We start from the raw sequence: 23,101 nt of genomic DNA on the forward strand, positions 1-23,101 counted from the left end.
GCCTATCCCCCAATTGCTATTCATCGGTCCGCGACGACCTTTAGCCCGCTGCGGATTCACTGCGTGTAGGGCCCTCGCGCCAATCCATGTTCTTCGAGCACTTCCTGATGTAGCCATCTTGCAGGCGCGCCGCCGGCGCTCCAATGGCTTTCAGAAACCCCTGGTTCACTACAGAAACTTTAAGGCTCCCTTCTGCCGGTCTGCCCATAAAGCTAACCTGCGAGAAGCGGCCGACTGAAATGATGGAATCTGGGCGGGCTATCAACCGCCGTGTATGCCGTCGATTCGTCCCTCACCAGAATGACCTGCGCGTAATGGCTGAGTAGATGAGCGCGCGACCCGACACCGGGGTGGCTCAGTCCGCATGCGCCTCTCACACCTTGACGATGGGCGCCCACTTCGCGATGTCCTGCCAAAGCACGGAGGCCAGCGTGACCGGACCGCCCTTGACCGCCCGGCGCGCGTCGACCACTTTGGTTCGCACAGGGGCTCGCGGGCTCCTCGAAACGCCGAATCGGCGAAGCTCTCCGGACTGGGCATCTGGGGGGGGGGCTTTGTTGCAGATGGCGACAAAGCAGCAAAAAACAACACATCTAGACGACAGTTGACGCCATTTGGCTGCGCCGTTAGTTTTCGGACTTAGCCGTCCCGTCGGCTATATGCGCTCACCTTGGCCAAGCCGGATTCTCGGCAACGGTTCACTTTCATTGCTACCGGCCTACAGCTGGTGGCGGATTGCTTTGTGGGCGCGGCGAGCCGCTGAACCGGACGAGGGGCGAGATGGCACTGACACGGGGACGGGTCGAACAGTTGCGGCGCAATGCCGGCCGGCTCAAGAAGCGAGCCACCAAGTGGAGTTTCAGCCACGGCGATGCATTGGAACTGGTCGCGCTTGCTGAGGGCTTCGAGAGTTGGCGCGAGCTGGAAGCCTCCGCGGAGCCCAGAGCGAAAACCCGGCGGCCTACTGGCCAGCCCGAGGACACCACTGGGCACATGCCATCCTCGGCTGAGGAGGCGCCTAAATGGCCGGCCGACCTCCACAAAGCAGCATCCCGTTCTGGGTCTGACGACTTTTCGCAAGTTGAGGCATTGACTGCCGAGATGCGCGGTCGTCGCCAACGTACGCCGCGCGAGACGAATGCGAACAGGGTTATGGCATCGCGGAATGACACGCTTGGACACCTCGCGCTTTCGTCAGCGACTCTCGCGTGCATGCTCAACCACATCCCGACCAAGATGTCCGAGCTGTATCTCTGCCCCGCCGCAGGCGGCACTCGGACGACACGCCACCGCCGGCTGAAGGAGCGCTTCGGTGAGCGATGACACCCATCCTGAGTTGCCCACGCCAAACTCGTCGTCCTTTGCGAGCGAGGAGGAGGAGGCCTACTTCCTTGGGCTTGACCCCATCATCGTGCTCGAGAAAGAGCGCGAGAGTCGTAGCCTCAAAGCTGTCCGGCGCGCTGCCAACGCACTCGAGCGCCTGTTGGTCGTAGCTGAAGCCTCGGATGACACGGACAACAATCTTGTTGCCGACTTCATCGCTCACATACGAGTTGGGGCGCCGTTCGAAGCAGAGTCCCTGTGCTGGCTCGACGACTCGCTGCGCGCTGACGTCATTGCTTGCCTTGAAGGTGCGGGCCTCGCGCACGGCGGCATCTTCCTTTATGTCAGCGACGGTCACAACCGCTCGCTTCTGCTTTGCGCGAAGCGCGGCTATGTTGATGAGGCCTTCGTAAGAGCCGAGGCGGTGGTGCCCGCGAAAGAGTTCTGGCTTTTCGACCCCTCTACCGGCATGCCCATCTTCTCGCCCCCGCGAAGCGAAGCCAGCAGCCAACACTCCGACTCAAAGGAAGAGGCCGTGAACACTGGGCTCTTGGCAACTGAAGGCTCGCATGCCTCCACCTACGAACGCCTTGACGAGCTCCTTCGCGCATGGCCACAGGCCGAGGATGCGCCGCACGGCGTCGGAGTACTTTCAGGAGGCGAGTACCGGGCCCTTGCGCTCGCCCGTGGCCACCACCGGCTGCTGCACGACCCAATTGGCGACTTCTTGATTCTTGACGACTGGTTGCAGCGCTGGGTGCTGCACCACCGCGGCCTCCTGCACATGGCCGGGTGGACAGTTGGCTGACGTTGGCAAGTTCACATCTGTTCGGCGCCCTGGCACGCGCTTGGTCAGTCCTATTCATCCAGAAACATCATGACCGCGAAATCGACTGAACCCACCCCCGCTGCGAACGAACGGATTAGGCCCGCCAGCGGCAGCGTGACGCCGGAATATTCGAAGCTCGTCCGGTTCGTGGCGGAACATGGCTTCCCCGATTTTGACGAGTTCTGGAAGCTAGTAGAGGACCTGCCCAAGCCCGCCATCTCCGCTGAGCAAGAGCGAGCCAGGGCCGTCCTGAAGGAGTTCTCAGATGCGCGTACTAGGACGCTAGAAGGCGCCATCGCAGCTTGGAGCATCGGCCTCTTGGGACCGAAGCCACCGCCGCTCACACAGGAGCAGAAGCTGAGGTTGCTTGCTCGAGCTGCGAAGTGGTTGCGCGACACCAGGCCAGATGAAGCCACATGAATGGGAAACGGGCGGCGTTTGCTAAACCGGTGTCGCGCAGGACTAGCGCGGTCGCGAGCGGCCTATGAAGAACAAGGCCGCTCGCGCCTACCCCGCAACAAGGAACGCGGTGATGGACGACTGGTGTTTGGACTTCGATGTCGACCTGTTCTTCAGTGGCCGACGTCCGCGCGGCTCCGCGAGCGGTAGTTTTGTCGCCCTTTCGAACTGGCCGGCAGCTACGTACTTCTAGACCATGGGGATAGCCTTGGCACGCTTGGAATATGTGACGCACACCTTCTTCAATGTGTATCTGTCGGAGGATGGCGTTCTTACTGAAGAGCGTCAGCACCGAGCACCAATTGATAAGCTGCCACAAATATTTTGGAGTGATGGTTTGGGTTGGGCCGAAGCCAATGTCTGGGCTTTAACCCGCGCAGCAGAGGGAATCAAACTGGACACTGTCAAGCGGAATATGAAGTATCTCCTCACTTACGCCAATTACCTGGAAGGGGCGGGTTTGGACTGGCGTGATTTTCCGCTGTTTAAAGAGGAACAGGCGATTCGGAAATACCGTGGAGAGTTGGTTCGCCGGCGCGATGGAAAGTCAATCGCACCAAAAACAGCGAGGAACAGTATGGCCTCCGCAATACAGTTTTATCGTTATGCCGACAAGCAAGGTCTTGTGAATACGACTGGCCCCATGTGGGACGACACCGTTGTGCAGATTCAACGTTGTGATATAGCAGGCTTCAAACGGTCGATTTCCCGCAATCGTTCGGAACTGTCGATTCCTTGCCGTAGCGTCATTGGTCAAACCCTTGAAGACGGCTTGTTGCCACTCACGAAGGGCAATCTTGCCACCTTGCTGAGTTACGTCAAAAAGCACGAATCTCAGGTCTTGCTTCATATGCTCACAGCGGGTGCGTTCTCAGGCGCTCGCATCGGCACGGTTACGACCATGACGGTCGACTGCTTGGATACCGATGCTGAGCATGGCGAAGTCTCAGGGCTCTACATGATTCCGGTCGGTCCGGGAACTGGTATTGCAACCAAGTTCGACGTTACGGGGCGAATTCCGTTTCCCGAAGCGGTTCTCGATGACCTACGGTATTACGCCAGTAGCACGGAACGCCTCCTTCGAGAGGCGAAGGCGGAGAAGAAACACAAGAGACTCCTCTTTCTCAACAAGAATGGCAAGCCGTACACGGTTGATGCAGTTAATCGGCTGGTCTGGGATATGCGACAGCGAGCGGTGAAGCATGGCTTGAAGTTCTGCCAGCGGTTGAGATTTCATCAAACGCGGGCCACATATGGCACTTGGCTTATGCGATTTCTTCTAGATAACGGTGCGGGGTCTGACGCGATTCGGATTGTCCGAGACGCGATGCTCCACCAGAGCGAGACGACAACGATGCGCTACGTGAAGTTTCTTGAAATGAATAAGTTCGGCGAGATATTCGCCGAGGAGTTCAATTCCACCTTTACGGGCATGAAGCGAGATTGGAATGCCGTCGAGGTCTAAACCGTTTATCCCGGACCTGAAATTCCCGGCCCTTCAGCACGGCCCTAAAGAGACGCCAGAGGACTTGGTAATCCTGCTCTATCAGGGTGGCGCGGCCGCGCGTTCAGACAAGGTGCATTCAGATATCGCATCTGGAAAATTTGGCCCGATTCAGGGGGAGCGCCTGCCGCTGGTGCGTCGCATTCACCAAGAAATTAACGCAGCGCTTGTGGGTGGAGGGAGTCAAGAAACGGCACGGGGGCAAGTGAGAATTATTCGTCAGCTCTTTGAGTTTGCAGACAAAGAGAATGCTAGGTTAACACTTGAGTCCATCGAGTCGGTCTACTTTTCCTATGCTGACCACCTAAAACGGCGAATTCTCTTGGGGGGCAAGGTTGCCAGAGGTGTGCCGAGGGGCGGCGAGAAGAAGTTGGGCCCACTTTCGGAACGCTCGGCGTATTACTATGCATCGGATGCCGCCATAGTGTTGGATAAGGTGTTGAATCGTCGAATTTCATTGCTGAAGCAAACGAAACTCAAACCACCCAAGCGACGCAAGTCTCCCATCGGACATGTCGCAGAGAAGCAAGTAAGTAGCGATACAAACCGCTTCGGGCACATGCTCCAGGACTTGTGTGATGGTTTGACCTTGAGAGTAGCGCAATACGCTGAGTTTCCCGTCACGATTGCGCTGCGGACCGATGGGCCGCTTTTTATCAAGAAGCCGTGCTACCTTGCAGAGGCGCCAGCTGCAGTCGGTACTGCGCTTGAAGGACGATATTCCCTTGCCAATCTTCGAATTGAAGCAGAACTGCTGATGTTTATTGCGCAAACCGGCATGAATTTTTCGCAGGCAATTGGCTTGGAGATTCAGCAGTTCTCATATTCGGCTCACAACGACGGATATCAAGTTCGTGATTACAAGGCTCGTAGGGGGGGAGAAGTGCTTTTCGAAATTTTCAGCGAGTACAAGTCGCATTTCGAACGGTATCTAGAATGGCGCAGGGCATTGTTCCCTACGTCCACACGAATCTTCCCGTTTGTGTGCATGGAAGGCGTTCGCACGCGAAAGGGCTTTACGGGTGCTCGCATTAGAGCCGTCACTCGCCGTCTTGGTCTCCCTTACCTGTCGCCACAGGCCCTCCGCGGTGTGCGGGTCAACTGGTTGTTGCGGATGTCGGCCAATGTTGAAAAGACGGCGGCGGTTGTGCAACACAGCGTGGCAACGATGCGGGGAACTTATGAGCGCCCTAGCTTTCATCGCTTAGTTGTGGAAAGCGCCAAGTTTTGGAAGAAGGCTGACCCGGTGATTGCAAGAACGGAGGCCGTAGCCCCGGGCGGCTGTAACGGTATGCCGGTCGCTGTACCGGATATCCCGCCTAGCGCGCCGGAGCCGGACTGCCTGAAGAAGGCGGGGTGTCTCTGGTGCGATAACCACCGTGACGTGGACTCTTTTGACTACGTGTGGGCGATGACTTCCTTCCTTCACTTGAAGCGCATTGAACTCAGCAACGCGCCGCGACCTCGAACCGAAAGCGAGAAGGAGGCACCTGCAAAGCTCGCCATAGAGCGACTTGAACGTCGCCTCACCTGGTTTGAGCAGTCGAACAATGCGCGCAAGGAATGGGTTGAAGAGGCCCGTGTCCGAATCCTTGAAGGCAGCTATCACAAGAGTTTCTCCACTGTGATTACTGAAATGCAAGGTGGCCGGACGTGACTGAAATTCAATTAATGAGCCTCGGGCCTAGTATGCTCCAAGTGGAGCCTAGCCATGTCTCCTATCGCCCCCCGCGTTGGCCCCCCCCGAAAGATTGGGTCGTCAGCACAGATGGGGAGGGTAACCCTCTTTCGCTCTGGGGGAGCCCAAGCTGGGACTTCGGCCATATGCTGGGGAGGAAGTTCATTCTCCATCTTGAAGGTGGCGGAAACGGAAATTCGGCACCTTTGCTCGGCGGCGAGAACCTCGAGTTATTTCGTATAACCATTGGGTGGATGATTTGGGGTGGCTATGACCTTTCATCCATGTCGCGCCTTAAAATCTACTTCGCCGTAGTTCGGAGAGTGTTTGTTCTTTGCGAGTCGGAGGGAATTGTCGCAAGTCGACTATCGCGGCACCCGAAGGTCATCGAAAAGTTGGTGAGTTTATTTAATGATGAGCCATCCCGAGAAGTACTCCTCGTTGCATTCAATAAGCTTCTTCCTCCGCACGGGTCTCCAGGCTTCACGGTCTTTGACGAGTCGGCACTCACGAAGTTGGTCTCAGTGTTTGCTGATAAGCCAGTTTTTGATGAGACAGAGCAAACCGCGTACATCCCGCCGCGAATTTGGGTCTATGCTACCGACCGGCTCCATGAATGCCTTTCGGAGTATTTGACGAATGCCGCCAATGTGAAGAAGTTTTTTGATTTCTGCGTCAAGGCATATGTTCATAATTTTGTGACATTCGAGGCTGCGGTGCAGGTTCGCAACGCGGGCGCAGCTCTGCCGTTTACAAAATACAATCGAAAAGCTCATGCAAAACGCCTCTTTGGCAAGGAGCCAAAGTACTTTGGTTCCGTTGAGGAAAACCTAAAGAAATTTGGTATTTTTGAATTGGTCAGCCGGTGGGTTAATCGGCCAGTGCGAGGCTTCGATATCCGCCAATTTTCGGCGTACCTCAGTCTGGTGCAGAGTGCCGCGTCAATGTACATACCCGCGTTCACTTTTCAGCGGAAAGAAGAGGTCGGCCCGCTCCGAGCTGACTGCCTCATTTGGGAACACGTCGAACTCATTGGTCGTATCCCGATTATTCGTGGAGAAACAACCAAAACGGACCCGGACAGCGATGCCCGCTGGCCTGCATCTCCGAGTGTGGAACTGGCGGTGCGCGCTGCAGGGCACATTGCAGGGCTGCAATTGAGCTGTGCCAAGCGCCATCCTATTGCTCGGTGTAGCGATGCTGACCTAATCAATCCGTTGCTCTTCCAAAGTGGCTTCGAACCCTGGTCCACCCAGCGGCCGGACCAACCATACTGGGTTGTCCCACCCGTTAATGACTTGAAGGGGACCCTCAGTCGGTTCCCTAGGCTTTTCGATGCTGAGGTGATGATGATTACCGCGGAAGACCTTAAGAGCGCACTTCGCTTCACGCCGAACCTCAACAAGAACAATGGTTTTGCCGTCGGCCAACCATGGCCCCTGCAATATCATCAGTTTCGTCGGACGGGCGCCATTAACATGCTTGGCAGCGGACTCGTATCAGATACCTCAGTGCAAGTGCTCATGAAGCACTCGCACGTTACGCAGACGATGTATTACGGGAAGAATTTTAGTCGGCTGAAATTCAACGAGGAGGTCCTGGGCGTTTGCACCGCTGCGAAGTATGAGGTCATGGGACGTCAGCTTCAGGCATTGGTGAAGGAGCAGTACATCTCACCGCTTGGCGAAGAGCGAAAAGACGAAATGCTTCGCTCTTTGCTCCCAGAGAAAGAGTTCAAGCAGCTTGTTGCAGCGGGCATGCGTGGTGAAATTACGTTCCGCGAAACCCGCTTGGGCGGCTGCACCAACAACAGTCACTGTAGCTATGGCGGCGTGGAAGGCGTTGCTGCCTGTGTGGGCGGCGAGAAGCAGAAGCCGTGCCGCGAAGCAATTTTCGACAAAGAGAAGCGAGTCTCCATCGCCGTGCAACTCAAGGATACCGAAGCCCAGAAGCGTGAAGCCAAAGCTGGTAGTCCTCGCGAAGCCTATCTGAAGGCGGAGGCCTTTGCGATGAATCGGTTCCTGAAACTCACTGCCTAACGGATTCGAAGCGCCAACTGAAAAATTTAGGAAGGTATTGAATCAAGCCATGACGTGCGATGTATCAATGGAAGCGGCGCCAAAGAAATCGGCTGAGGATAGTTTCCGCCAGGCGTTTGAACGCCTTAAATCCGATGAGCCCGTCGTGATGCCAAAGGGTGCGCCCGTTACGCAGAATAACGTGGCGCGCGAAGCGGGAAAGCGACCGCGGGATTTTCGAAAGGACCGATTCCCAAAGCTAATTCGGGAAATTCAGGCGTATATCGAAATTCACGAGGGCGCTGACGTGCGCGAGAAGCAGGAGCAAAAGTCTACCCGGCGGACCGAGCGTCTCAGCTTGAAGGAGAGCAATGCGTTGCTAAAGGTTCAACGCGATGAGGCGCAATCAAGGCTGGCAGGTGCTCATCGGCAGATATTGAAGTTGATTCAGGAAAAACTGCAACTTCAACGCCGTTTGGATGGAAATACTCCGCCCCCGACCCACCTGCCGTAGGTCGTCCAAGGTACCTCAGTACAGGTGAGCCGTGGGCTTGAGCTGAGGCAGTGAAACGTCGGCCGCACCAACGAACTAGAACGACGCAGGCATCCTTCCCAGGATGCCTGCAGTACGGTTTGATGCCCAACCACGGGGCTGTCTAAACGGCTAATCCGAGCCTTGAATCGTCATGCCGCCTTCGCAGACGTTCATCTGAACTTCGGCTCGAATGTCCATACCCCGCAGTTCCGGGGTGAATGTCCACACCCGCTTAGGAAGGGGAGAACAGGAAGTTCAGGACGTCGCCGTCCTTGACCACATATTCCTTGCCTTCGGCGCGCATCTTGCCCGCGTCCTTGGCACCGGACTCGCCCTTGAATTGGATGAAGTCCTCGAAGGCGATGGTCTGGGCGCGGATGAAGCCGCGCTCGAAGTCGGTGTGGATCACGCCGGCCGCCTGCGGGGCGGTGTCGCCGATATGGATGGTCCAGGCGCGCACTTCCTTGACGCCGGCGGTGAAGTAGGTCTGCAGGCCCAAGAGCTTGAAGCCGGCGCGGATCAGGCGGTTCAGGCCCGGCTCGTCCTGGCCCATCTCGGCCAGGAACAGCGCCCGGTCCTCGTCCTCCATCTCGGAGAGCTCGGCCTCGGTCTTGGCGCAGATCGCGACCACCGGGGCGTTCTGGCCGGCGGCGTAGTCCTTCAGACGGTCCAGGAAAGGGTTGTTCTCGAAGCCGTCCTCGGCCACGTTGCCGACGAACATCGCCGGCTTGGCGGTGATCAGGCACAGCGGCTTCAGGACCACCAGCTCTTCCTTGCTGAAGTCGATCGAGCGCACCGGCCTGGCCTCGTTCAGTGCGGCCTGGCATTTCTCCAGCACCTTGACCAGGGCCGCGGCCTCCTTGTCATTGCCGGAGCGGGCCGCCTTGTTGTAGCGGTGCAGGCTCTTCTCGACCGTGCCCAGGTCGGCCAGGCACAGCTCGGTCTGGATCACCTCGATGTCGGAGATCGGGTCGACCCGGCCGTTGACGTGGATCACGTTCGGATCCTCGAAGCAGCGCACCACGTTGACGATCGCGTCGGTCTCGCGGATATGCGAGAGGAACTGGTTGCCCAGGCCCTCACCCTTGGAGGCGCCCGCCACCAGGCCGGCGATGTCCACGAACTCGACGATGGCCGGCACGATGCGCTCCGGCTTCACGATCTCGGCCAGCTGTGCGAGGCGCGGATCGGGCAGCTCGACCACGCCGACATTGGGCTCGATCGTGCAGAAGGGGTAGTTCTCGGCGGCGATGCCGGCCTTGGTCAGGGCGTTGAAGAGGGTGGACTTGCCGACATTGGGCAGGCCCACGATGCCGCATTTGAGGCTCATGGAGGACTTTCGCTGGGGGCCGGATGGCAAAAAGGGGATTTTAGCCGGCCCGTCCGACGGGCCCGCCCTGCCTACAATGCGGCCTCATGCATGAACAAGAGTTCGATGTCCTGGTGCGCGGCGAAGGCTGCGTCGGCCGCGCGCTGGCCCTGGCCCTGTCGGCCCAGGGGCTGCGCGTCGCGCTGCTCGGCCGGGACGAGACCGCGCGCGACGAGGACCTGCGCACCTATGCGCTGAATGCCGCCTCGGTCGCGCTGCTGCGTGAGCTGCGGGTCTGGGACGCGCTGCCGCCCGACGCCGTCAGCCCGGTCTATGAGATGCAGGTGCAGGGCGACCAGGCGGCCGGCCAGCTGGGCTTCTCGGCCTGGCAACAGGGCGTCGGCGAGCTGGCCCATATCGTCGATGCGGCGGCGCTGGAGCAGCAGCTCGCGGCGGCGCTGCGTTTCGCGCCGCATGTCAAACGCGTGACGGCACCGGTGCCGGCCGGGCTGGAGGCGCTGTGCGAGGGCCGCGATTCGGCCGCCCGCGCGGCGCTGGGCGTGCGCTTCGAGCGCCATGGCTATGCGCAGACCGCGATCGCGGCGCGCCTGGTGGCGAGCGAGGCGCATCAGGGCGTGGCCCGCCAATGGTTCCGCGCGCCCGATGTGCTGGCCCTGCTGCCCTTCGAGCGCCCCGAGCCGCAGCGCAGCTACGGCCTGGTCTGGTCGCTGCCGCGCGAGCGCGCCGAGGAGCTGCTGGCGGCCGGCCCGGCCGAGTTTGAGTCGGCCCTGCTGCAGGCCACCGGCGGCGCCGTCGGCCCGCTCGCGCTGGCCGGCGGCCGGGCGGCCTGGCCGCTGGCCCATGCGCGCGCCGACCGGGTCAGCGGCCCGGGCTGGGTGTTGCTGGGCGATGCGGCCCATCAGGTGCATCCGCTGGCCGGCCAGGGCCTGAATCTGGGATTCGCCGATGTCGCGACCCTGGTGCGCGTGCTGCGCGAACGCGAGGCCTGGCGGCCGCTGGGCGACGAACGCCTGCTGCGCCGCTTCGCGCGCGAACGCGCGGTGCCCAATTGGGCCATGGGCGAGCTGACCGACGGCCTGCTGCGCGTGTTCGCCAGCGAGGCGCCGGGCCTGCGTGAGCTGCGCAACCGCGGCATGGGCCTGCTGAACCACCTCCCGCCCGTCAAGCGCTGGCTGACCGGGCGAGCCCTGGGCGCCTGAGGCGCCGCTCCCTTTTCATCATCTGACCGAGTCCGCGACATGAAGCTCCTGACATCGATGGGTCTGGCAACGGCCCTGCTGGCCGCCGCGCCGCTGGCGCTGGCCAACGAGGCGGTGATCCGCAAGGCGATCGCCGAGCGACTGCCCAACTGGCCCAAGCTCGACGAGGTGCGCCCGGCCGTGCTGCCGGGGCTGTGGGAGATCCGCATCGGCAACGAGATCCGCTACACCGACGCCACCGGCACCTACCTGCTGGAGGGCGAGCTGATCGATGTGAAGACGCGCCGCAACCTGACCGAGGAGCGCCTGGCCAAGCTGAACCAGATCGACTTCGCCAGCCTGCCGCTGAAGGACGCGCTGGTCTGGAAGAACGGCAAGGGCACGCGCAAGATCGCGGTGTTCGCCGACCCGAACTGCGGCTACTGCAAGCGCTTCGAGCGCAGCCTGCAGGACGTCAAGGACATCACCGTCTACACCTTCCTGATCCCGATCCTGGGCGGCGATTCGCCGGACAAGTCGCGCGCGATCTGGTGCGCCAAGGACCAGCAGGCGACCTGGCTGTCCTGGATGCTGGACGGCAAGCAGCCGCCCAAGCCGATGGGCGCCTGCGACGACGGCGCGATCGAGCGCAACCTGGCGCTGTCGCGCAAGCACATGGTCAACGGCACGCCGGCCGTGATCTTCGAGGACGGCAGCCGCGCGCCCGGCGCGATCAGCGCCGAGCAGCTGGAGCGCCGCCTGGCCGGCCAGAAGTCCTCCTCCTGATCCGCTCTCCTTTTTCCTGACGACGTCCACACCATGCCCTCCGCCGCAGCCGCCGAGCTGAGCCGACCCCTGCCGCTGAACCCGGTGGCCCAGCGCCTGGCCTATGCCGGGCTGATCCCCTTCGCGCTGGGCGCCTTCCTGATCTGGCTGCTGGCCGGCTACAACGTCGACGCCCATGCCTTCGTCGCGCTGGCGCTGTCGGCCTATGCCGGCGTCGTGATCAGCCTGCTGGGCGGCATCCACTGGGGCCTGGCGATGCGCCAGCAGATCCCCTCGCCGATGCCCTTCGTCTGGGGCGTGGCGCCGCCGCTCGTGGCCTGGATGGCGGTCGTGATGCCGCCCTATGCGGGCCTGGTGCTGCATGGCCTGATGCTGGTCGGCTGCTACCTGGTGGACCGGCGCCTGTATCCGGCGCTCGGCGCCGGCGCCTGGCTGACCCTGCGCTTTCGCCTCAGCGCCGTCGCGGCGCTGAGCTGCTTCCTGGGAGCGGCGGGCAGCTGACGATGATTGTTTACCGCGTCGAGATCGCCGATGCCCATGCGCATCTGTTCAAGGTCACGCTGACCATTCCCGCCCCCGCCGAACAGCAGGTCCTGAGCCTGCCGGTCTGGATTCCCGGCAGCTATATGGTGCGCGAGTTCTCGCGCCATCTGCAGGGCCTGGAGGCGCGCCAGGGCAGCCGCCTGGTGGCGCTGCGCCAGACCCGCAAGAACGCCTGGGAGGCCAGCTGCAGCGGCCGCGCGGCCCTGGTGCTGAGCTACGAGGTCTATGCCTTCGACACCTCGGTGCGCGCCGCCTTCCTGGACGCGCAGCGCGGCTTCTTCAACGCCACCAGCCTGTGCCTGCGCGTGCATGGCCGCGAGGCCGAGGCCCATGGGCTGGAGCTGGCCGGCCTGCCCGCGGGCTGGCAGGTGGCCAGCTCGATGCCGGTGGGCGAGGGCCCGCTGCGCTACCAGGCGGCCGACTATGACGAGCTGGTCGACCATCCCTTCGAGCTGGGCCTGTTCTGGCGCGGCGAGTTCGAGGCCGGTGGCGTGCGCCACGAGCTGGTCGTCAGCGGCGCGCTGCCGGTGTTCGACGCCGATCGGCTACTGGCCGATACCCAGCGCCTGTGCGAGGCGCAGATCGCCTTCTGGCATGGCAAGCGCGGCCGCGCGCCCTTCGAGCGCTATGTCTTCCTGCTGAACGCGGTGGACGAGGGCTATGGCGGCCTCGAGCATCGCGCCAGCACCGCGCTGATCGCGGCGCGGCGCGAGCTGCCGGTGCTGGGCCAGCGCGAGGCGAACGACGCCTATGTGCGCCTGCTGGGCCTGATCAGCCACGAGTATTTCCACGCCTGGAACGTCAAGCGCCTGCGCCCCGATGCCTTCGCCGGCTTCGACTACGAGCAGGAGAACTACACCGAGCTGCTGTGGTTCTTCGAGGGCCTGACCTCCTACTACGACGATCTGTTCCTGCTGCGCTGCGGCCTGATCGACGAGGCGCGCTATCTGAAGCTGATCGGCGCCACGATCAATGCGGTGCTGGCCGCGCCCGGGCGCCGGCGCCAGAGCCTGGCCCAGGCCAGCTTCGACGCCTGGATCCGCTACTACCGCCAGGACGAGAACACGCCCAACAGCACGGTCAGCTACTACGCCAAGGGCGCGCTGCTGGGCTGGGCTCTGGACCTGAGCCTGCGCAGCGGCAGCGAGACCCTGGTCAGCAGCCTGGACGAGGTGATGCGCGGCCTGTGGCAGCGCAGCGGCGGCGGCCCGATCGGCGAGGCCGACATCCTGGATGTCGTCGCCGAGCTGGGCGGCGCGGCGCGTGCCGAGGAACTGCGCCAATGGGTGCATGGCACCGAGGATCTGCCGCTGCCGGCGCTGCTGGAGCGCATCGGCCTGCGCTGGGGCAGCGACAAGACCAGCCTGACGCGCCGCGTCGGCCTGCGCATGGACGGCGGCGGCGAGGGCCTGGTGGTCAAGCAGGTGCTGCAGGGCTCGGCCGCGCTGGCCGCCGGCCTGGCCGCCGGTGACGAGATCCTGGCCTGCAACGGCTGGCGGCTGCGCAAGATCGAGGACGCGCTGCAGACGCTCTCGCTCGTGACGCCGCAGCGCCTGGAGCTGCTGGTGGTGCGCGACCAGCGCGTGCTGACCCTGGTGCTGAATCTGCCGCTGGAGCCGCTGGCCGGCGCACCGGTGCGGCTCAGCCCGGCCGACAAACCCTCGGCGCGCGCCCAGAGCCTGCGCCGCGCATGGCTGGCCGGCTGAACTGTTCCCTGACGCGCCGCCGTGCCGGCGCGGCGCTGCTGCTGCTGGCCGCAGTGCTGCTGATGCATGCCCTGTTCGGGCGCCTGCTGTGGCGCCTGCATGAGGACTGGCTCGGCGAGGCCGCGAGCGCGCCGCCGCCGCGCCTGGCCGTGGCCTTTGTGCGCGAGCTGAGCCCGCAGGTGGTGAAGACGCCGCCGCGGCCCATGACGCGGCGCCTGCCGCCGCCGCTGGCCAGCGCCGAGCTGGCGCCCGGCCTGCCGGCCGAGCTGCCCGCGGCGGCGATCGAGCCGCCGGCCGCGCCGGAGCCGCTCGGGGATCTGGCGTTGCCGGAGCCGCCGCCGGATGCCGCGGAGCCGGGCCCGGAATGGCCGGCCTCGACCCGGCTGCGCTACACCCTGAACGGCCATTACCGCGGCGAGGTCAACGGCGAGGCCGAGGTGCAATGGCTGCGCGAGGGGCGGCGCTACCAGGTGCATCTGGAGGTGCGGGTCGGCGCCAGCTTCGCGCCGCTGATCAGCCGGCGCATGAGCAGCGACGGGCTGCTGACCGCCGCGGGCATCGCGCCCGAGCGCTACGACGAGGACACCAAGATGCTGCTGCGCGAACGCCAGCGCGTCACGGTGCGCTTCGATCGCGAGGGCCAGGTCTTGCGCCTGCCGCGCGGGCCGGCCCAGCCCCTGCCGGCCGGCGCGCAGGACGCCGCCAGCCAGTTCGTGCAGCTGACCTGGCTGTTCCTGACCGGGCGCGAGCGCCTGGAGCCGGGCCGGGTGCTGGAGCTGCCGCTGGCCCTGCCGCGCCGGCTCTACCAATGGCGCTACGAGGTGGTCGGCGAGGAGCTGCTCTACACCCCGATGGGCCCGCTGCCGGCCTGGCATCTGCGCCCGCAGCTGGAGCGGCTGCCCAGGACCAGCGACCTGAAGGCCGAGGTCTGGCTGGCGCCGGGCCTGCAGTACCTGCCGGTGCGGCTGCGCATCGCGCAGGATGAGCAGACCTATATCGACCTGATGCTGAAGGCGCCGCCGCTGCAGGCGGCACAGTAAAGTAGCCGCCAGCGATTTCATCAATCCACCAGACAAGGAGACCCCGATGACTTACGAATGCATCCTGACCGAGGTGCGCGGCGAGGGTGAACGCAGGACCGGCCTGATCACCTTGAACCGCCCCAAGCAGCTCAATGCGCTGAACGACCAGCTGATGGACGAGCTGGGCCAGGCCCTGCTGGCCTTCGATGCCGATGAGGGCATCGGCTGCATCGTGCTGACCGGCTCCGAGCGCGCCTTCGCGGCCGGCGCCGACATCCCGACGATGGCGCCGCACAACTTCATGAGTGCCTTCAAGAGCGGGCTGATCTCGAAGAACTGGGAAACCATCCTGCAGGTCAGGAAGCCGGTGATCGGCGCGGTGGCCGGCTTCGCGCTGGGCGGTGGCTGCGAGCTGGCGATGATGTGCGACTTCATCATCGCGGCCGATAGCGCCAAGTTCGGCCAGCCCGAGGTCAAGCTGGGCATCATTCCCGGCGCCGGCGGCACGCAGCGCCTGCCGCGCGCGGTGGGCAAGAGCAAGGCGATGGACCTGCTGCTGACCGCCCGCATGATGGACGCGGCCGAGGCCGAGAGCGCCGGCCTGGTGTCGCGCGTGGTGCCGGCGGACAAGCTGCTGGACGAGGCGCTGGCCGCGGCCGAGACCATCAACGGTTTCTCCGGCCCCTCGGTGATGCTGATCAAGGAGCTGGTCAACCTGGCCTTCCAGGGCCCGCTGACCGACGGCGTGCAGGTCGAGCGGCGCTACTTCCATGCGCTGTTCGGCAGCGAGGACCAGCGCGAGGGCATGGACGCCTTCCTGAACAAGCGCAAGCCGGCCTTCAAGCAGCGCTGATCCCGCAGCGGGGAGTGGCGTCGCTTGATGCATGTCAAGCGGCGCGCTCGCCGGGCTCGGTATGGTCGGCGCCTGCCTTGGCCGTCCGATGATCCCTGCCGTTTCCCCCTCTCTTGTCTCCCTGTTCTCGCGCCTGGGCCGTTGCCTGCGCGGGCGAATGATGCCGGCCCTGGCCGACGACCGGGCGGCCGACGGCCTGCCCTGCGCCGAGGGCCAGGCGCTCGAGATCGCGGGCCTGGGCCTGTGGGACTGGCAGGTGGCCAGCGGGCGCACCTGCTTCGACGCGCGCTGCGCCGCGCTGCTGGGCCGGCCAGACCTGCCCCTCGAGTTCGAGCGCTGGTGCGAGCAGCTGCACCCCGACGATGCGCCGCCGCTGCTGGCGCGGCTGCAGGACTGCCTGGCCGGGCGCAGCGATCGCTACGAGCAGCAGTTTCGGCTGCGCCACCGCGATGGCCATTGGGTCTGGCTGCTGGGGCGCGGGCGGGTGCTGGCGCGCGACGGCGCCGGCGCGGCGCGGCGCCTGCAGAACACCCTGCTGGACATCGATGCGCTGCGCACCGGCGAGGAGGCGCTGCGCGCCCAGGTGCGCCACAGCCAGGCGATCCTGGACCATATGGTGGACGGGGTGATCACGATCGATGCCCGGGGCCGCATCGAGTCGGTCAACCCGGCCGCCTGCACGATGTTCGGCTACCCGGCCGAGGCCCTGCTGGGCCGCGACATCGGCCTGCTGATGCCGGAGCCGGACGGCAGCCGCCATGGCGGCTATATCGCCCGCTACCTGGGCGGTGGGCCGGCCCGCATCATCGGCAAGGGGCGCGATGTGCAGGGGCGGCGCCGCGACGGCAGCCTGTTTCCGTTGAGTCTGGCGGTCTCGCATGTCGAACGCGAGGGCCGGCCGCTGTTCATCGGGCTGACGCGCGACATCAGCGCGCGCAAGCAGGCCGAGGCCGAGATCGAGCGCCTGGCCTTCTACGACGCGCTGACCGGCCTGCCGAACCGGCGCCTGCTGCTGGACCGGCTGAACCAGGCGCTGGCCGCGGCGCGGCGCAAGGGCCGGCATGGCGCGGTGCTGTTCATCGACATGGACAACTTCAAGTCGATCAACGACACCCTGGGCCATGGCATGGGCGACCGGCTGCTGCAGGGCGTGGCCCAGCGCCTGCAGGCGGCGCTGCGTGCCGACGACACGGTGGCGCGCTGGGGCGGCGACGAATTTGTCGTGCTGCTGCAGGACCTGGGCGCCCAGCGCGAGGAGGCCGGCCTGCATGCCGAGTCGGCGGCCGAGAAGCTGCTGCGCGTGCTGGGCCAGCCCTATCTGCTGGACGGCCTGACTCACCACAGCACGCCCAGCATCGGCATCGTGCTGTGGGGCGAGCGCGCGACCGACAGCGAGGAGCTGCTCAAGCACGCCGACCATGCGATGTACCAGGCCAAGGCGGCCGGGCGCAACCGGCTGTGCTTCTTCGACCCGGTGACCCAGGCCGCGCTGGCCGAGCGCGCGGCGCTGGAGGCGGCGCTGCGCCAGGCGATCGACCTGCAGCATCTGGAGCTGCATTGCCAGCCCCAGGTGGGGCGCGACGGCGCGCTGCTGGGCGGCGAGCTGCTGCTGCGCTGGCAGCATGCCGAGCGCGGCTGGATCTCGCCGGCCCAGTTCATCCCGCTGGCGGAGCAGACCGGGCTGATCGTGCCGCTGGGCGAATGGGCACTGCAGCAATGCTGTCGGGTGCTGGCCGGCTGGGCCGGCGATGCGGCGCTGGCGCCGCTGTCGCTGGCGGTGAACCTGAGCGCGATCCAGCTGCGCCAGAAGGGTTTCCTGGGCCTGATGCAGCAGCTGCTGGCGCGCGGCGGCGTGCCGGCCGAGCGGCTCAAGATCGAGCTGACCGAGAGCGCATTGCTGGAGGATGTGGAGGCGGTGATCCGGCTGATGGAGCAACTGCGTGCTTTAGGCCTGCGCTTCTCGCTGGACGACTTCGGCACCGGCTATTCCTCGCTGGCCTATCTGAAGCGCCTGCCGCTGACCCAGCTGAAGATCGACCAGAGCTTTGTACGCGACCTGCTGAGCGAGCCGAACGCCCGCGCGATCGCCCGCGCCATCATCCAGATGGGCGACAACCTTGGCCTGGAGGTGATCGCCGAGGGGGTGGAGACGCCGGCGCAGCGCGAGCTGCTGGCCGAGCAGGGCTGCCATGCCTTCCAGGGCTGGCTCTACGGCCGGCCGCTGCCGCTGGCGGAGTTCGAGGCCCTGGCGCGCCGCTGGCCGAACGAAGGGGCGATGGTCGCGCAGACGGGGGGCTGAGGCGCGGCTCTTTCATGGATTCTTCTTATTCTTTGAATGCTCAATTCATGATTGGCTGGTTTTTTACCGGTCGGTGAGTTTCTACAGTTGAGGCCATGGACAACAGGCAAGACGCCCGAGTCCTTCAACCCAACAAGGAAGTCACATCATGATCAAGAAGCTGTCTGTTATCGCCCTGTCCCTGATCGCCGCCGGTGCCGCCATGGCCCAAGGCCTGACCCGCGAGCAAGTCGTCGCCGAGCTGGAGCGTGCCCGCGCCAGCGGCGAGCTGGCCGTGCTGAACAGCGAGAACCCCAGCGCCTTCGAGCGCGGCCAGTTCCAGGCCAAGTCCAACACGACCCGCGCCGCCGTGCTGGCCGAGCTGGAACGCGCCCGCAGCGCCGGCGAGATCGCCCGCGTCGACTACGAGGCCTACGGCCCGGTGTTCGCCAAGCAGGGCGTCTCGACCAAGACCCGCGCCGAGGTGGTGGCCGAGCTGGAGCGCGCCCGCGCCAATGGCGAGCTGGCCGTGCTGAACAGCAACAACCCCAGCTACGCCGAGCTGGCGGGCATCAACCAGGGCGCCCAGGCCCAGCGACTGGCCGGCCAGCCCAAGAGCGCGCAGTAAGCGTCGTAGCGCCAAATGAAAAAGCGGCCCGCGGGCCGCTTTTCTCATGGGCGAGAGGGTTCAGGTCTCGCGGCGCAAGGCCGGCGGGATCACGATTCCCGGCGCAAGGCCGGGAACAGGATCACGTCGCGGATCGACGGGCTGTCGGTGATCAACATCATCAGGCGGTCGATGCCGATGCCGCAGCCGCCGGTCGGGGGCATGCCGTATTCCAGCGCGCGGATGAAGTCGGCGTCGAAGAACATCGCTTCCTCGTCGCCGGCATCCTTGTTGGCCACCTGGGCCTGGAAGCGCGCGGCCTGGTCCTCGGCATCGTTCAGCTCGGAGAAGCCGTTGGCGTATTCGCGGCCGGTGATGAAGAGCTCGAAGCGCTCGGTGATCGCGGGGTTGGCGTCGGAGGCGCGGGCCAGCGGCGAGACCTCTACGGGATAGTCGATGATGAAGGTCGGCTCCCAGAGCTTTTCCTCCACCACGGCCTCGAACAGGCCGAACTGCAGCTCGGCCAGGCTCCAGCGCGCCGGGGCTTCCTCGCCAGCGGCCAGGATCTTGGCGCGCAGCAGCTCGGGCTGGTCGGCCTCGGCCTCGCTCAGGCCGGCGAACTTGACCAGCGAATCGCGCACCGACAGGCGTGCAAACGGCTTGTCCAGCGCGACCGGCTTGCCGGCATAGGTCAGCGCGGCGCTGCCGGTGGCGGCGATCGCGGCGTGGCGCAGCACGGCCTCGGTGAAGTCCATGATCTCGTGATGCGTCCAGTAGGCCGCATAGAACTCCATCATCGTGAACTCGGGGTTGTGACGCACCGAGATGCCTTCGTTGCGGAAGTTCCGGTTGATCTCGAACACCCGCTCGAAGCCGCCCACCACCAGGCGCTTCAGGTACAGCTCCGGCGCGATGCGCAGGAACATCTCCTGGTCCAGCGCGTTGTGGTGGGTGGTGAAGGGCTTGGCGTTGGCGCCGCCCGGGATCGGGTGCAGCATCGGCGTCTCGACCTCGAGGAAGCCGTTTTCCACCATGAAGCTGCGGATCGCCGACACGCCCTGGCTGCGCGCGACGAAGCGCTTGCGCGCGTCCTCGTCGGTGATCAGGTCGACATAGCGCTGGCGGTACTTCTGCTCCTGGTCGCTCATGCCGTGGAACTTGTCCGGCAGCGGGCGCAGGCTCTTGGTCAGCAGGCGCAGGGTCGAGACGCGCACCGACAGCTCGCCGGTCTTGGTCTTGAACAGGGTGCCTTCGGCGCCGACGATGTCGCCCAGGTCCAGGTGCTTGAAGCTCTCGTAGCTCTCCTCGCCGACACCGTCCTTGGTGACGAAGAGCTGGATGCGGCCGGTGGCGTCCTGCAGGGTGCCGAAGGAGGCCTTGCCCATGATGCGCTTGAGCATCAGGCGGCCGGCCACGCTGACCTTGACGCCCTGCGGCTCCAGGGTCTCGTTGTCCAGCGCGCCGTACTGCTGCGACAGGGGCAGCGCGCGGTGCTGGGGCTTGAAGTCGTTGGGGAAGGGGACCTGGGTCTTGGCGCGCAGCGCGGCCAGCTTCTCGCGGCGTTCGGTGATCAGCTGGTTCTCGTCTTGCGGGGCGGCGGCGCTGGCCTGGGGCGTGGTCGGCTGGGTCATATCAACTCGTTGAATTTGCTGCGATTTTAGCCGCCGCTCGTAGAATCTCAGGCTTCGCCCGCTTCCGGCCGCCCATGTCCGTCGTTTCGCTCCCCATTCTGGACCGCAAGATCCGTTTCGCCCTGGTCGGTTGCGGCCGCATCGCCAAGAACCATGTCGAGGCCATCGCCAAGCATGGGGAACGCGCCGAACTGGTGGCCGTCTGCGACAACCGGCCCGAGGCGCTGGCCGCCGCGGTGGCCGCGACCGGCGCCTCGGGCTTCGCCTCGCTGCAGGCGCTGCTGGCGAGTGGCAGCGAGCCGGACATCGTCGTGCTGGCCACGCCCTCGGGCCTGCATTCGCAGCAGGCCATACGCATTGCCCAGGCCGGCCGCCATGTGCTGACCGAGAAGCCGATGGCGACCAAGTTCGAGGAAGGCCAGGCCATGGTGCGCGCCTGTCGCGACGCCGGCGTCAAGCTCTTCGTCGTCAAGCAGAACCGCCTGAACGCGACCGTGCAGCTGGTCAAGCGCGCGATCGACGAGGGCCGCTTCGGCCGCATCTACATGAGCACGGTGAATGTGTTCTGGACCCGGCCGCAGAGCTATTACGACGCCGCCAAGTGGCGCGGCCGCTGGGATCTGGACGGCGGCGCCTTCATGAACCAGGCCAGCCATTACGTCGACCTGCTGGACTGGCTGGTCGGCCCGGTGGATTCGGTGCATGCCTACACCGCGACCCTGGCGCGCGACATCGAGGCCGAGGACACCGGCGTGCTGTCGGCGCGGCTGCGCCATGGCGGCCTGGCCTCGATCAACGTCACGATGCTGACCTGGCCGCAGAACCTGGAGGGCTCGATCACCATCCTGGGCGAGAAGGGCACGGTCAAGATCGGCGGTACCGCGGTCAACAAGATCGAGCATTGGGCCTTCGCCGAGCCGCATCCGGACGACGAGGCGGTGAAGAACGCCAGCTACGAGACCGGCAGCGTCTACGGCTTCGGCCACCCGCTCTACTACGACAACGTGATCCGCAGCCTGCGCGGCGAGGCCAGCGCCGAGGTCGACGGCTACGAGGGCCTGCGCTCGCTGGAGATCCTGATCGCGGCCTACCGCAGCGCGCGCGACGGCCAGCGCGTCGGCCTGCCCTTGGTGTTTTAAGCACATGAGCTACTGGAAACACGACAGCGCCATCGTCGACGAGGGCGCGCAGCTGGGCGAGGGCAGCAAGGTCTGGCATTTCGCCCATGTCAGCCCCGGCGCGAGGATCGGCGCGCGCTGCTCGCTGGGGCAGGGCGTCTATGTCGGCAACGACGTGGTGATCGGTGATGGCTGCAAGGTGCAGAACAACGTCTCGGTCTACGACGCGGTGACCCTGGAGGACGAGGTGTTCTGCGGCCCCAGCATGGTGTTCACCAATGTCTACAACCCGCGCGCGGCGGTGGTGCGCAAGGACGAGTACCGCCGCACCCTGGTGAAGAAGGGCGCGACCCTGGGCGCCAACTGCACCATCGTCTGCGGCACGACCATCGGCGAATACGCCTTCGTCGGCGCCGGCGCGGTGGTGCAGAAGGATGTGGCGCCGCATGCGCTGATGGTCGGCGTGCCGGCGCGGCGCATCGGCTGGATGAGCCGGCATGGCGAGCGCCTGCAATTCGATGCCCAAGGCCAGGCGAGCTGCCCGGCCACCGGCGAACGCTACCGCCTCGTCGGCGAGCATGTGGAGCTGATCCCCCAATGAGTCTTCTGCCCTTCATCGACCTGAAATCGCAGTACGCGGCGCTGAAGAGCGACATCGACGCGCGTATCCAGAAGGTGCTGGACCATGGCCAGTACATCATGGGGCCCGAGGTCAAGGAGCTGGAGCAGCGGCTGGCCGCCCATGTGGGCGTCAAGCATTGCGTCACGGTCGCCAGCGGCACCGAAGCCCTGCTGATCGCGCTGCTGGCGCTGGACCTGAAGCCCGGCGACGAGGTGATCACGACGCCCTTCACCTTCGCCGCGACGGTGGAGGTGATCGCGCTGCTGGGCGCGGTGCCGGTCTATGTGGACATCGAGCCCGACAGCTGCAATCTCGACGCGCGCCTGCTCGAGGCCGCGATCACGCCCAGGACCCGCGCCATCATGCCGGTCAGCCTGTACGGCCAGGTGGCCGACATGGACGAGATCAACGCGATCGCGGCGCGCCACGGCCACATCCCGGTGATCGAGGACGCCGCGCAGAGCTTCGGCGCGAGCTACAAGGGCCGCAAGAGCTGTGGCCTGTCCACCTGGGGCGCCACCAGCTTCTTCCCCAGCAAGCCGCTGGGCTGCTACGGCGACGGCGGCGCGCTGTTCACCGACGACGACGCGCTGGCCCAGGCCGCGCGCGAGATCCGCGTGCATGGCCAGAGCCAGCGCTACACCCACACCCGCGTCGGCGTCGGCGGCCGCATGGATACGCTGCAATGCGCGGTGGTGCTCGGCAAGCTGGAGCGCTTCGACTGGGAGATCGCGCAGCGCCTGAAGATCGGCGCGCGCTACCAGCAGCAACTGGAGGGCCTGCCGCTGCAGCGCCTGGCGGTGCGCGCGGACCGTGACTGCGTCTGGGCCCAGTTCACCGTGATGGTCGAGAACCGCGCGGCCGTGCAGCAGGCGCTGAACGAGGCCGGCATCCCGACCGCGATCCATTACCCCAAGCCGCTGCATCGTCAGCCGGCCTATGCCCGCCCCGAGCTCAGCTTCCCGCATGCCGAGGCCGCGGCCGAGCGGGTGATCAGCCTGCCGATGAGTGCCGACCTGAGCGAGGCGCAGCAGGACCAGGTGATAGCCGCGCTGCGCCGCGCGCTGGCGGAGCGCTGAGG

General features: G+C 64.9%; 20 protein-coding genes. 18 read left to right on the forward strand and 2 right to left on the reverse strand.

The features are described from left to right. Positions 1-780: 780 nt before the first annotated feature. The 7 genes from G8A07_RS06960 (at position 781) to G8A07_RS06990 (ending at position 8,325) form a co-directional block, all read left to right on the forward strand. On the forward strand, positions 781-1,323 hold the full coding sequence (locus G8A07_RS06960) for a glyoxalase superfamily protein (protein WP_195796332.1): 543 nt from the start codon (positions 781-783) through the stop codon (positions 1,321-1,323). Continuing rightward, complete coding sequence (locus tag G8A07_RS06965; protein WP_195796333.1) at positions 1,313-2,131, forward strand: hypothetical protein; 819 nt, start codon at positions 1,313-1,315, stop codon at positions 2,129-2,131. Before G8A07_RS06960 ends, G8A07_RS06965 begins: the two co-directional genes overlap by 11 nt. A 69-nt stretch (positions 2,132-2,200) precedes the next feature. After that, on the forward strand, positions 2,201-2,572 hold the full coding sequence (locus tag G8A07_RS06970) for a hypothetical protein (RefSeq protein ID WP_195796334.1): 372 nt from the start codon (positions 2,201-2,203) through the stop codon (positions 2,570-2,572). A 235-nt stretch (positions 2,573-2,807) separates the two neighbouring features. Next, positions 2,808-4,076: a site-specific integrase gene (locus G8A07_RS06975; protein WP_249937253.1), complete on the forward strand. Its 1,269-nt coding sequence runs from the start codon at positions 2,808-2,810 to the stop codon at positions 4,074-4,076. Between the two features lie 64 nt (positions 4,077-4,140). Continuing rightward, positions 4,141-5,772: a site-specific integrase gene (locus tag G8A07_RS06980; RefSeq protein WP_195796335.1), complete on the forward strand. Its 1,632-nt coding sequence runs from the start codon at positions 4,141-4,143 to the stop codon at positions 5,770-5,772. Positions 5,773-5,939: 167 nt separating this feature from the next. Beyond that, positions 5,940-7,832: a hypothetical protein gene (locus G8A07_RS06985; RefSeq protein WP_195796336.1), complete on the forward strand. Its 1,893-nt coding sequence runs from the start codon at positions 5,940-5,942 to the stop codon at positions 7,830-7,832. A 49-nt stretch (positions 7,833-7,881) separates the two neighbouring features. Further along, positions 7,882-8,325, forward strand: a complete 444-nt coding sequence (locus G8A07_RS06990; RefSeq protein ID WP_195796337.1) for a hypothetical protein — start codon at positions 7,882-7,884, stop codon at positions 8,323-8,325. Between the two features lie 253 nt (positions 8,326-8,578). On the opposite strand, the gene ychF is transcribed toward G8A07_RS06990, so the two are convergent. After that, a complete protein-coding gene (ychF, locus tag G8A07_RS06995; protein ID WP_195796338.1) occupies positions 8,579-9,676 on the reverse strand; it encodes a redox-regulated ATPase YchF in 1,098 nt (365 codons plus the stop codon). Between the two features lie 86 nt (positions 9,677-9,762). Here ychF and G8A07_RS07000 point away from each other — a divergent pair, with 86 nt between their 5' ends. The 8 genes from G8A07_RS07000 (at position 9,763) to G8A07_RS07035 (ending at position 18,670) form a co-directional block, all read left to right on the forward strand. After that, positions 9,763-10,875, forward strand: coding sequence for an FAD-dependent monooxygenase (locus tag G8A07_RS07000; protein ID WP_195796339.1), 1,113 nt, complete (start codon positions 9,763-9,765; stop codon positions 10,873-10,875). Positions 10,876-10,914: 39 nt separating this feature from the next. Then, entirely contained in the window at positions 10,915-11,640 is a 726-nt protein-coding gene (locus tag G8A07_RS07005) for a DsbC family protein (RefSeq protein WP_195796340.1), read from the forward strand. A 33-nt stretch (positions 11,641-11,673) separates the two neighbouring features. Further along, positions 11,674-12,141 (forward strand): DUF3429 domain-containing protein, encoded by a 468-nt coding sequence (locus tag G8A07_RS07010; RefSeq protein WP_195796341.1) that lies wholly within the window; start codon positions 11,674-11,676, stop codon positions 12,139-12,141. Positions 12,142-12,143: 2 nt separating this feature from the next. Beyond that, positions 12,144-13,889 (forward strand): M61 family metallopeptidase, encoded by a 1,746-nt coding sequence (locus G8A07_RS07015; RefSeq protein WP_195796342.1) that lies wholly within the window; start codon positions 12,144-12,146, stop codon positions 13,887-13,889. Next, on the forward strand, positions 13,874-14,929 hold the full coding sequence (locus G8A07_RS07020) for a DUF3108 domain-containing protein (RefSeq protein WP_195796343.1): 1,056 nt from the start codon (positions 13,874-13,876) through the stop codon (positions 14,927-14,929). Before G8A07_RS07015 ends, G8A07_RS07020 begins: the two co-directional genes overlap by 16 nt. Positions 14,930-14,975: 46 nt before the next feature. Then, positions 14,976-15,764, forward strand: coding sequence for an enoyl-CoA hydratase (locus tag G8A07_RS07025; RefSeq protein WP_195796344.1), 789 nt, complete (start codon positions 14,976-14,978; stop codon positions 15,762-15,764). 157 nt (positions 15,765-15,921) lie between these two features. Continuing rightward, on the forward strand, positions 15,922-18,063 hold the full coding sequence (locus tag G8A07_RS07030) for a bifunctional diguanylate cyclase/phosphodiesterase (protein ID WP_195796345.1): 2,142 nt from the start codon (positions 15,922-15,924) through the stop codon (positions 18,061-18,063). 148 nt (positions 18,064-18,211) lie between these two features. Then, complete coding sequence (locus G8A07_RS07035) at positions 18,212-18,670, forward strand: DUF4148 domain-containing protein (RefSeq protein WP_195796346.1); 459 nt, start codon at positions 18,212-18,214, stop codon at positions 18,668-18,670. 89 nt (positions 18,671-18,759) lie between these two features. On the opposite strand, the gene lysS is transcribed toward G8A07_RS07035, so the two are convergent. Next, positions 18,760-20,280, reverse strand: coding sequence for a lysine--tRNA ligase (gene lysS, locus G8A07_RS07040; protein WP_195796347.1), 1,521 nt, complete (start codon positions 20,278-20,280; stop codon positions 18,760-18,762). 74 nt (positions 20,281-20,354) lie between these two features. Here lysS and G8A07_RS07045 point away from each other — a divergent pair, with 74 nt between their 5' ends. The 3 genes from G8A07_RS07045 to G8A07_RS07055 are packed head-to-tail and all read left to right on the forward strand — an operon-like array spanning position 20,355 to position 23,099. Then, positions 20,355-21,419, forward strand: coding sequence for a Gfo/Idh/MocA family protein (locus G8A07_RS07045; RefSeq protein ID WP_195796348.1), 1,065 nt, complete (start codon positions 20,355-20,357; stop codon positions 21,417-21,419). A 4-nt stretch (positions 21,420-21,423) separates the two neighbouring features. After that, positions 21,424-21,999 (forward strand): acyltransferase, encoded by a 576-nt coding sequence (locus G8A07_RS07050; RefSeq protein ID WP_195796349.1) that lies wholly within the window; start codon positions 21,424-21,426, stop codon positions 21,997-21,999. A 5-nt stretch (positions 22,000-22,004) separates the two neighbouring features. After that, positions 22,005-23,099, forward strand: coding sequence for a DegT/DnrJ/EryC1/StrS aminotransferase family protein (locus G8A07_RS07055; protein ID WP_195797643.1), 1,095 nt, complete (start codon positions 22,005-22,007; stop codon positions 23,097-23,099). The last annotated feature ends 2 nt before the right edge of the window (positions 23,100-23,101 follow it).

It is taken from the genome of Roseateles sp. DAIF2, from assembly GCF_015624425.1.
In the GTDB taxonomy this organism is placed as follows: domain Bacteria; phylum Pseudomonadota; class Gammaproteobacteria; order Burkholderiales; family Burkholderiaceae_C; genus Kinneretia.